The organism is Streptomyces apricus (assembly GCF_008369065.1).
In the GTDB taxonomy this organism is placed as follows: Bacteria; Actinomycetota; Actinomycetes; order Streptomycetales; family Streptomycetaceae; genus Streptomyces; species Streptomyces apricus.
The window spans coordinates 186524-196001 of record NZ_VDFC01000075.1; the positions used below are offsets into that span (position 1 = coordinate 186524).

Sequence of the window (9478 nt, forward strand, 5' to 3'; positions counted from 1 at the left end):
TTACTTCAGGTCCAGGAAGTGTTCCAGGCCGAAGGTGAGGCCCGGGGTGTCCACGACGCGGCGCACGCCGAGCAGGATGCCCGGCATGAAGCTGCTGTGGTGCAGCGAGTCGTGACGGATCGTCAGGGTCTCGCCCTCGCCGCCGAGCAGCACCTCCTGGTGGGCGAGCAGGCCGCGCAGCCGGACCGCGTGCACCGGGACGCCGTCGACGTCCGCGCCGCGGGCGCCGTCCAGGGCCGTCGTCGTCGCGTCGGGCTGCGGGGCGCTGCCCGCCTCCCGCCGGGCGGCGGCGACGAGCTGGGCGGTGCGGGTGGCGGTGCCGCTGGGGGCGTCCACCTTCTTCGGGTGGTGCAGCTCGATGACCTCGACCGACTCGAAGTACGGCGCGGCCGCCTCGGCGAACTTCATGGTCAGCACCGCGCCGATGGAGAAGTTCGGGGCGATGAGCACACCCGTGGCCGGTGAGGCGGCGAGCGAGGTGTTCAGCCGGGCGAGGCGGTCCTCGGTCCAGCCCGTCGTGCCGACCACGGCGTGGATGCCGTGCCCCACGCAGAAGTCGAGGTTCTCCATGACCGAGGCGGGGGTGGTGAGTTCGACGACGACCTGGGCGCCGGTGTCGGTCAGCGTCTCCAGGGAGTCGCCCCGGCCGAGGGCGGCCACCAGTTCGAGATCCTCGGCGGCCTCGACGGCCCGGACCGCCTCCGATCCGATACGCCCCTTGGCGCCGAGGACCGCCACGCGCAGCTTGCTCATGTTCCTGCTTTCTTGGTCGGGCACGGGTGCCGGCGGGMGCCGGTCTACGCGACGGCGTCGTTCAGGCGGGACGCCTGCTTGTCCTTCAGCGGGCCGATGACGGCCAGCGAGGGCCGCTGTCCCAGGACCTCGCGGGCCACCTCGCGGACCTCGTCCGGGGTGACCGACTCGATGCGGGTCAGCAGGTCGTCGACGGACATCTGCTCGCCCCAGCACAGCTCGCTCTTGCCGATACGGTTCATCAGCGCGCCGGTGTCCTCCAGGCCGAGGACCGTGGAGCCGCGGAGCTGGCCGATGGCGCGCTCGATCTCGTCGTCGGGCAGGCCGTGCTCGGCGACCTGGTCGAGTTCGTCGCGGCAGATCTTCAGCACGTCGTGGACCTGGCTGGGCCGGCAGCCCGCGTACACGCCGAAGAGACCGCAGTCGGCGAAGCCCGAGGTGTACGAGTACACGCTGTAGGCCAGGCCCCGCTTCTCCCGGACCTCCTGGAAGAGGCGGGAGGACATGCCGCCGCCCAGGGCGGTGTTCAGGACGCCGAGCGCCCAGCGGCGCTCGTCGGTGCGGGCCAGGCCCGGCATGCCCAGGACGACGTGCGCCTGCTCGGTCCTGCGGCCGAGGAGCTCGACGCGTCCGGCGGTGCGCAGGGTGCGGGAGCCGTCGCGCGGCGCGATCGGGACGGCGTCCTGCCGCTTGAGCGCGCCCGCCTTCTCGAAGGCGGCGCGCACCTGGCGCACGACCTTGTTGTGGTCGACGTTCCCGGCGGCGGCGACCACGAGGTGCGTCGGGTCGTAGTGCTTCTTGTAGAAGCGCCGGATGCGGTCCGCGGTGAGGGCGTTGACCGTGTCGACCGTGCCGAGGACCGGGCGGCCGAGCGGGGTGTCGCCGAGCATCGTGTGCGCGAACAGGTCGTGCACGCAGTCGCCCGGGTCGTCCTCGGTCATGGCGATCTCTTCGAGGATCGCGCCGCGCTCGACGTTCACGTCGTCCTCGCGGATCAGCGAGCCGGTCAGCATGTCGCAGACCACGTCGATGGCGAGCGGCAGGTCGGTGTCGAGCACGCGCGCGTAGTAGCACGTGTACTCCTTCGCCGTGAACGCGTTCATCTCGCCGCCGACCGCGTCGATCGCGGAGGAGATGTCCAGGGCGCTGCGCTGCCGCGTGCCCTTGAAGAGGAGGTGCTCCAGGTAGTGCGTGGCGCCGTTGAGGGACGGCGTCTCGTCGCGCGAGCCGACGTGCGCCCAGATGCCGAAGGTGGCGGAGCGCACGGAGGGCAGGGTCTCGGTGACGACACGCAGACCACCGGGGAGGATGGTCTTGCGGACCGTGCCGATGCCGTTCTCGCCCTTGATCAGGGTTTGGGTACGGGCGACGGCCCGCGCCTCCGAGGAGGTGCGGGCCGTCGCCGTGGAGTTGCCCGACGTCACTTGTCCGTGTCGTCCTTCTGGTCGTCGCCCTCTTCGCCCTCGATGACGGGGATGAGGGAGAGCTTGCCGCGGGAGTCGATCTCGGCGATCTCGACCTGGACCTTGGAGCCCACGCCGACGACGTCCTCGACGTTCTCCACGCGCTTGCCGCCGGCGAGCTTGCGGATCTGCGAGATGTGCAGCAGTCCGTCCTTGCCCGGGAGCAGCGACACGAACGCGCCGAAGGTCGTCGTCTTCACGACGGTGCCCAGGTAGCGCTCGCCGACCTCCGGCATGGTCGGATTGGCGATGCCGTTGATCGTGGCGCGCGCGGCCTCGGCCTGCGAGCCCTGGGCGGCACCGATGTAGATGGTGCCGTCGTCCTCGATCGTGATGTCGGCGCCGGTGTCCTCCTGGATCTGGTTGATCATCTTGCCCTTCGGGCCGATGACCTCACCGATCTTGTCCACGGGGATCTTGACCGTGATGATCCGCGGGGCGTTGGGGGACATCTCGTCCGGCGTGTCGATCGCTTCCATCATCACGTCGAGGATGTGGAGGCGGGCGTCACGGGCCTGCTTGAGGGCCGCGGCCAGGACGGAGGCCGGAATGCCGTCCAGCTTGGTGTCGAGCTGGAGGGCGGTCACGAACTCCTTGGTGCCGGCGACCTTGAAGTCCATGTCGCCGAAGGCGTCCTCCGCACCGAGGATGTCGGTGAGCGCGACGTAGTGCGTCTCGCCGTTGATCTCCTGGGAGATCAGGCCCATGGCGATGCCCGCGACGGGGGCCTTGAGCGGCACACCGGCGTTGAGCAGCGACATGGTGGAGGCGCAGACCGAGCCCATGGACGTCGAGCCGTTGGAGCCGAGGGCCTCGGACACCTGACGGATCGCGTAGGGGAACTCCTCGCGCGTCGGCAGGACCGGCACGATGGCGCGCTCGGCGAGCGCTCCGTGGCCGATCTCGCGGCGCTTGGGGGAGCCGACGCGGCCGGTCTCGCCGACCGAGTACGGCGGGAAGTTGTAGTTGTGCATGTACCGCTTGCGGGTCACCGGGGAAAGGGTGTCCAGCTGCTGCTCCATCCGGAGCATGTTCAGCGTGGTGACGCCCAGGATCTGGGTCTCGCCACGCTCGAACAGGGCGGAGCCGTGCACGCGCGGGATGGCCTCGACCTCGGCGGCGAGCGTACGGATGTCCGTGACGCCGCGGCCGTCGATGCGGACCTTGTCCTTGATGACGCGCTCACGGACCAGGGACTTGGTCAGCGCGCGGTACGCCGCGCTGATCTCCTTCTCGCGGCCCTCGAACTGCGGGAGCAGCTTCTCGGCGGCGAGACCCTTGACGCGGTCCAGCTCGGCCTCGCGGTCCTGCTTGCCCGGGATGGTGAGGGCCTGGGAGAGCTCGTCCTTGACGGCGGCGGTGAGCGCCTCCAGGACGTCGTCCTGGTAGTCCAGGAAGACCGGGAACTCGCCGGTGGGCTTGGCGGCCTTCGACGCGAGGTCGGCCTGGGCCTTGCAGAGCACCTTGATGAAGGGCTTCGCGGCGTCCAGACCGGCGGCGACGACCTCCTCGGTGGGCGCCTCGGCGCCGCCCGCGACGAGCTGGATGGTCTTCTCGGTGGCCTCGGCCTCGACCATCATGATCGCGACGTCGCCGTCCTCCAGGGCGCGACCGGCGACCACCATGTCGAAGACGGCGTCCTCGAGCTCGGTGTGCGTCGGGAACGCGACCCACTGGCCGTTGATCAGCGCGACGCGGACGCCGCCGATCGGGCCGGAGAAGGGCAGGCCGGCCAGCTGCGTGGACGCGGAGGCGGCGTTGATCGCCACGACGTCGTACAGGTGGTCGGGGTTGAGCGCCATGATCGTGGCGACGACCTGGATCTCGTTGCGCAGGCCCTTCTTGAAGGACGGGCGCAGCGGGCGGTCGATGAGGCGGCAGGTGAGGATCGCGTCCTCGGAGGGCCGGCCCTCGCGGCGGAAGAAGCTGCCGGGGATCTTGCCGGCGGCGTACATCCGCTCCTCGACGTCCACCGTGAGGGGGAAGAAGTCGAGCTGGTCCTTGGGGTTCTTGGAAGCGGTGGTGGCCGACAGCACCATGGTGTCGTCGTCCAGGTACGCGACGGCGGAGCCGGCGGCCTGCTTGGCCAGGCGGCCCGTCTCGAAGCGGATGGTGCGGGTGCCGAAGGAACCGTTGTCGATGACGGCCTCGGCGTAGTGGGTCTCGTTCTCCACTAGCGTTCTCTCCGATACTTTTCGTCTTCCGTCCCGGCCTGCCCGTGTGGCAGCGGGACGCTCCTGCGGAGAAGCGCGCCTACTCGTGCGGGCCGGTCTTCGATCGAAGCTCCCGGGTTCCCATTCGCCCGGGGGCCACTACCGAGGACCGGCGGCGGCGAGGTGCGCTTTCCCTCGTGTCGTGCGGTGCGGCAGCCGTGCATCGCGGTGCGCTGTCACGGTGCCACTCTGTGTCCTGCGTACTTCGTCCTGCCACCACATTACAAAGGGGTGGTGACACTGCGCACGTACAGCAAAGGGAGCGGCCCCCTAGAAGTGGGAACCGCTCCCTCCACGATGTGCTTACTTGGCGCCCGCCGCACCGCGACGGATGCCCAGGCGGTCCACCAGCGCACGGAAGCGCTGGATGTCCTTCTTCGCCAGGTACTGCAGCAGGCGACGGCGCTGACCCACCAGGATCAGCAGACCACGGCGGGAGTGGTGGTCGTGCTTGTGGGTCTTGAGGTGCTCGGTCAGGTCCGAGATACGGCGCGAGAGCATCGCGACCTGCACCTCGGGAGAGCCGGTGTCGCCCTCCTTCTGACCGAACTCCGTGATGAGCTGCTTCTTCGTAGCGGCGTCGAGCGGCACGCGTACTCCTCGTAGTCTTCGTCGATGGCCACCGAGTGCCCCTGGTCCACTTCTCAGGGGAGCTTCCGTAACTCGGGAGGCGGGGATCCGCTGAGCGCGACCTCCAGGGCCCGTGAGGGCGGTCCGGGGGTGCGTACACATACGGCCGTAACACAGCGTACCAGGGGGTGGGAGGCCCACCGACCGGGGTGCGCGGACCGGGGTGCGCGAGAGGCCCGGGAGGCGGGGGCGGGCCCCAGTAGGGTGACGCGACAGATCGGGTTCGTTCGTCTGGAAGGGGTCGCTTCGCCATGGCCGAGGCAGAGGACAAGGACGTCAGGGCGCGCAAGGAGCGGGAGAAGGACGAGCTCTACGCGCTCGACATCTCGGGGGTCGAATGGCAGAGCGCGCCGGGGACCGAGGAGCACGAGGAGCGCGTGGAGATCGCGTACCTGCCCGGCGGCGCGGTGGCCATGCGGTCGTCCCTCGACCCGGACACGGTCCTGCGGTACACCGAGGCGGAGTGGCGGGCCTTCGTGCTCGGCGCGCGTGACGGGGAGTTCGACCTGGAGCCGGCGCCGCGGAACGGCGGGGCCGCGGCCGAGTAGCACGACGGCTGCGGGGCGGGGCAAGCACGACTGCTTCAGGGCAGCACGACTGCTTCAAAGCAGAGCGAAGGGGAGGGCCGGTGGCGTGGGTGCCGCCGGCCCTTCTCTCTTCGGCGCTCTTTGTGCACCTCTCTTTGACGCTCTTTGTCCACTTTGCCTTCCGCGCAAGGCCGTTCGTACGCCGCTTCCGGGCGGTGCGTGACGTGGTGGGCGCGAGCGCAGGGGTGGACGGGCCTGCCGTGGGGGTGGTTGTGGTGATTAGGCTGGGGTGGGCGCGGCAGTAGTACCCATGGACGGGACCGCCGCTTCAGAGGGGGATCCGGGGCGGTTCGGAAGGCCTCGGACGACGAGAACGGTCGCCGCAGCTCGGTATGAGGGTGCTCGACCACACCAGGAGGAATTGTGAACAGCGATCGGGACGGGATCCGCGGGGGCTGGGCCACACCCGGCGATGACCAGTCCGACGCGGAGTCCGCCGTCGAGACGACGGGCGAGTTCACCATCGACTACGCCCCTCCCGCCTGGTACACGCAGAACGCGTCGGGCAGTTCGGACACCGCTCCCCCGGCCGTGCCGCAGGAGGAGGAGCAGGAACAGGAGACGGACGAGGCCGACGAGACGGACGGCGCGGGCGGTACGGGTGATGCGGCCGGTACGGACCGTACGGCGCCCGTGGCTCCGCAGGCTCCGGTCGCGCCGTCGTTCGGTCCTCGGCTTCCGGGCGTGCCGTCGTTCGCTCCCGGGACTCCCTACACTCCGCCGGCCGCGGCTCCTGTCGCGCCCGTCGCTCCCGTCGCGCCCACCGGTCCTGTCGCTCCGGTTGGTCCTGTCGGGCCCGTTGGTCCAGTCGGTCCTGTTGGTCCTGTCGGGCCGGTTGGTCCTGCCGCTCCTGTCGGAGGGCCGGGCGCCGTGCCGAAACTGCCGGTGGGCAGTGGGTACGAGCCGCAGGGCGGCGCCACGGCAGGGCCCGGCGCTGTGCCTAACTTCCAGGGCCAGGGACAGGGGCAGGGGCAGCAGTCGTGGGCTCCGCCGGTTCCTCCGGTTCCGCCTGCCGTCGCTCCTCAGCCCGCGCAGGCTTCCGACGACGCCGAGAGCGACAGCGGGGACACCGGGGGCGGGGACGTCGAGAGCGGCTCCACCCTGCGGATCTCCCCCGGCGCCGTGAAGCGGGAGGCCGCGGAGCGGGCCGCAGCTTCGGACTCGGCTTCGGCCCCGGCCTCGGCCGAGCCGCAGGCTGAGCCCGAGCCCCAGCCACAGTCCGAGTCCGTCGGTTCGGACGGAGCGGCGGACGACGGTCCGGAGAACGCCGACGCCGAGGTCGTCCAGGTCGCGTTCGGGAACCGGTCCGAGGACGACGACCAGGTGGACGAGGGGGCCGAGGAAGCGGGCGGGGCCGAAGAGGCCTCCGCCGGAAACGCCCCCGTGCTGTCCGTCGCCGCCGACGAGGACAAGGGTGAGGACGAGGAGCGGAAGGGTACGGAGCCGGCGGACGAGGCCGCCGTCGCGCAGACGTTCACGGACGGCGACGGGCCGCAGCCGGTTGACGCCGCCGCGCGGAACTCCGGTGATCAGGGTGACGCCGGACGCGTGACGGGCCCCGAGCCGCAGGACGCGCCGCCGTCGGGCGAGGCCGGGCCCCGGGACAGCGTGCCGGAACCCGCTGCGGAGCCCGCCGCGGAGGCGGCCGACTCCGTGCGGGACGCGCCGCCCGCGTGGACCCCGCCGCCGCTGCCGCAGGGCGGGCTGCCCCCGCTGCCGCCGTCGTACCAGCCCGCCGCGCCCACTCCGGCCGGGCAGTGGCCCGCGTCGGCGGAGGGTGAGGGCGGGCAGCCGCAGGCGACTGCGCCGGCACAGCCGTCCGTACCGCCGCAGGGGCAGCCGTTCCAGCCGCAGGCACCCCAGGCGCCGCAGCAGTCCCCGTCGGCCTGGCCCGCGGGTCCCGGTACGCCGGACGCKCCCTCGCCCGCCGCTGCCGCCGCCGCTCCGGCGCCCGCCGGTCAGCCGGGCGGCTACGGGTTCCCCCAGTTCAACGCTCCGGGTGCGCAGGACGCGGCTCCCGTTACGCCTCCCGCGCCGCAGGCGGCTCCCGCAGCGCAGCAGCCGCAGCCGCACGCGCACCCGCAGCAGCCCGCGGCCGTGACCGCGCCTCCGGCCCAGGCCCCGGTGCCGGGTCCCGCTCCTCAGGACGGTTACGGGTTCCCGCCGCCGGCGCAGCCCGCCCCGGCCCAGCCGGCGCAGCCGACCCCGGCCCAGCAGGCTCCGGCCCAGCAGGCTCCGGCCGCTCCCGCACCCGCGGCCGGTCAGCAGGCTGCCTACGGTTTCCCGCAGCCGGGAAGCGCGGCTTCTGATGTCTTCAACGCCCTTGCTCCACAGCACGGTTACGGATTCCCGCAGCCGCCGGCCGCCCAGGCACCGGGGGCCCAGCCCCCGAACGCGCCGCAGGCCGCCCAGGCCCCTGCGCAGCAGCCGCACGCCCCGCAGCCGTTCCCCCAGCAGGGACAGCCGCAGTCGCAGCCTCAGCCCCTGCCCGAACAGCAGGCCCCCGTCGATCCGCGGACCGGTACCGCCTGGCCGCAGCCCGTGCAGCACGACCAGCGGCAGCGCACCAACCCGGGGGCGCCGCTCGGCTACACGGCGGCCGTGGAGCTGTCGTCGGACCGGCTGCTCAACAACAAGAAGCAGAAGGCGAAGAGCGGCCGGCCCGCCGCCGTCTCCTCCCGGTTCAAGCTCGGGGGCAAGAAGGAGGAGGCCGAGCGGCAGCGCAAGCTCGACCTGATCCGCACCCCGGTGCTGTCCTGCTACCGGATCGCCGTCATCAGCCTCAAGGGCGGCGTGGGCAAGACGACCACGACCACCGCCCTCGGCGCCACGCTCGCCACCGAGCGCCAGGACAAGATCCTCGCCATCGACGCCAACCCGGACGCCGGTACGCTCGGCCGCCGGGTGCGCCGCGAGACCGGGGCCACCATCCGCGACCTCGTCCAGGCGATCCCGTACCTCAACTCGTACATGGACATCCGGCGGTTCACCTCGCAGGCGCCCTCGGGGCTGGAGATCATCGCCAACGACGTCGACCCGGCCGTGTCGACGACGTTCAACGACGAGGACTACCGGCGCGCGATCGACGTGCTCGGCAAGCAGTACCCGATCATCCTCACGGACTCCGGCACGGGTCTGCTGTACAGCGCCATGCGCGGCGTGCTCGACCTCGCCGACCAGCTCATCATCATCTCGACGCCGTCCGTCGACGGTGCCAGCAGCGCCAGTACGACGCTGGACTGGCTCTCCGCCCACGGGTACGCGGACCTGGTGTCGCGGTCCCTCACCGTCATCTCCGGGGTGCGCGAGACCGGAAAGATGATCAAGGTGGACGACATCGTCAGCCACTTCGAGACGCGCTGCCGGGGCGTGGTCGTCGTCCCGTTCGACGAGCACCTGGCGGCGGGCGCCGAGGTCAACCTCGACATGATGCGGCCGAAGGTGCGCGAGGCGTACTTCAACCTGTCTGCGCTGGTCGCGGAGGACATCGCACGCCACCAGAAGTCGCAGGGCCTGTGGACGTCGGACGGCAKCCCGCCGCCGGTCGCGGCCCCGCCGCTGCCCGGCCAGCCCGTTCCCGGCCAGCCGTACCCGGGACAGCCCTACCCGGGACAGCCGGTTCCGGGACAGCCGGTGCAGGGGCAGCCCCAGCCCGGGCAGTTCCCCCAGCAGGGGCAGCCCGCGCCCGCCCCGGGGCAGCCGTACCAGCAGCCGCAGCCCTCTTCCCCGCCGCAGCAGCCGCAGCAGCACCAGCACCCCGGTCAGCCGTACCCGCCGCACGGAGCCGCGCCCCAGCAGCCCGGCGGGGACGCGCAGCCGCCCCAGCAGCACC

General features: G+C 71.8%; 6 protein-coding genes. 2 read left to right on the forward strand and 4 right to left on the reverse strand.

Annotated features, from left to right (window positions below):
* From dapB to rpsO, 4 genes are all read right to left on the reverse strand, one after another.
* Positions 1–753, reverse strand: a complete 753-nt coding sequence (gene dapB, locus FGF04_RS34460; protein WP_149515322.1) for a 4-hydroxy-tetrahydrodipicolinate reductase — start codon at positions 751–753, stop codon at positions 1–3.
* A 44-nt stretch (positions 754–797) separates the two neighbouring features.
* Positions 798–2177, reverse strand: coding sequence for a M16 family metallopeptidase (locus tag FGF04_RS34465; protein WP_149515323.1), 1380 nt, complete (start codon positions 2175–2177; stop codon positions 798–800).
* Positions 2174–4390 (reverse strand): polyribonucleotide nucleotidyltransferase, encoded by a 2217-nt coding sequence (locus FGF04_RS34470; protein ID WP_149515324.1) that lies wholly within the window; start codon positions 4388–4390, stop codon positions 2174–2176. The genes FGF04_RS34465 and FGF04_RS34470 overlap by 4 nt, the downstream gene beginning before the upstream one ends.
* A gap of 342 nt (positions 4391–4732) precedes the next feature.
* Positions 4733–5020 (reverse strand): 30S ribosomal protein S15, encoded by a 288-nt coding sequence (gene rpsO, locus FGF04_RS34475; RefSeq protein WP_020128575.1) that lies wholly within the window; start codon positions 5018–5020, stop codon positions 4733–4735.
* A gap of 290 nt (positions 5021–5310) precedes the next feature.
* Between rpsO and FGF04_RS34480 the strand changes: the two genes are divergently transcribed.
* On the forward strand, positions 5311–5607 hold the full coding sequence (locus FGF04_RS34480) for a DUF397 domain-containing protein (protein ID WP_149515325.1): 297 nt from the start codon (positions 5311–5313) through the stop codon (positions 5605–5607).
* 402 nt (positions 5608–6009) lie between these two features.
* The coding region (locus FGF04_RS34485) for an SCO5717 family growth-regulating ATPase (RefSeq protein ID WP_149515453.1) at positions 6010–9478 on the forward strand (3469 nt) is incomplete at its 3' end.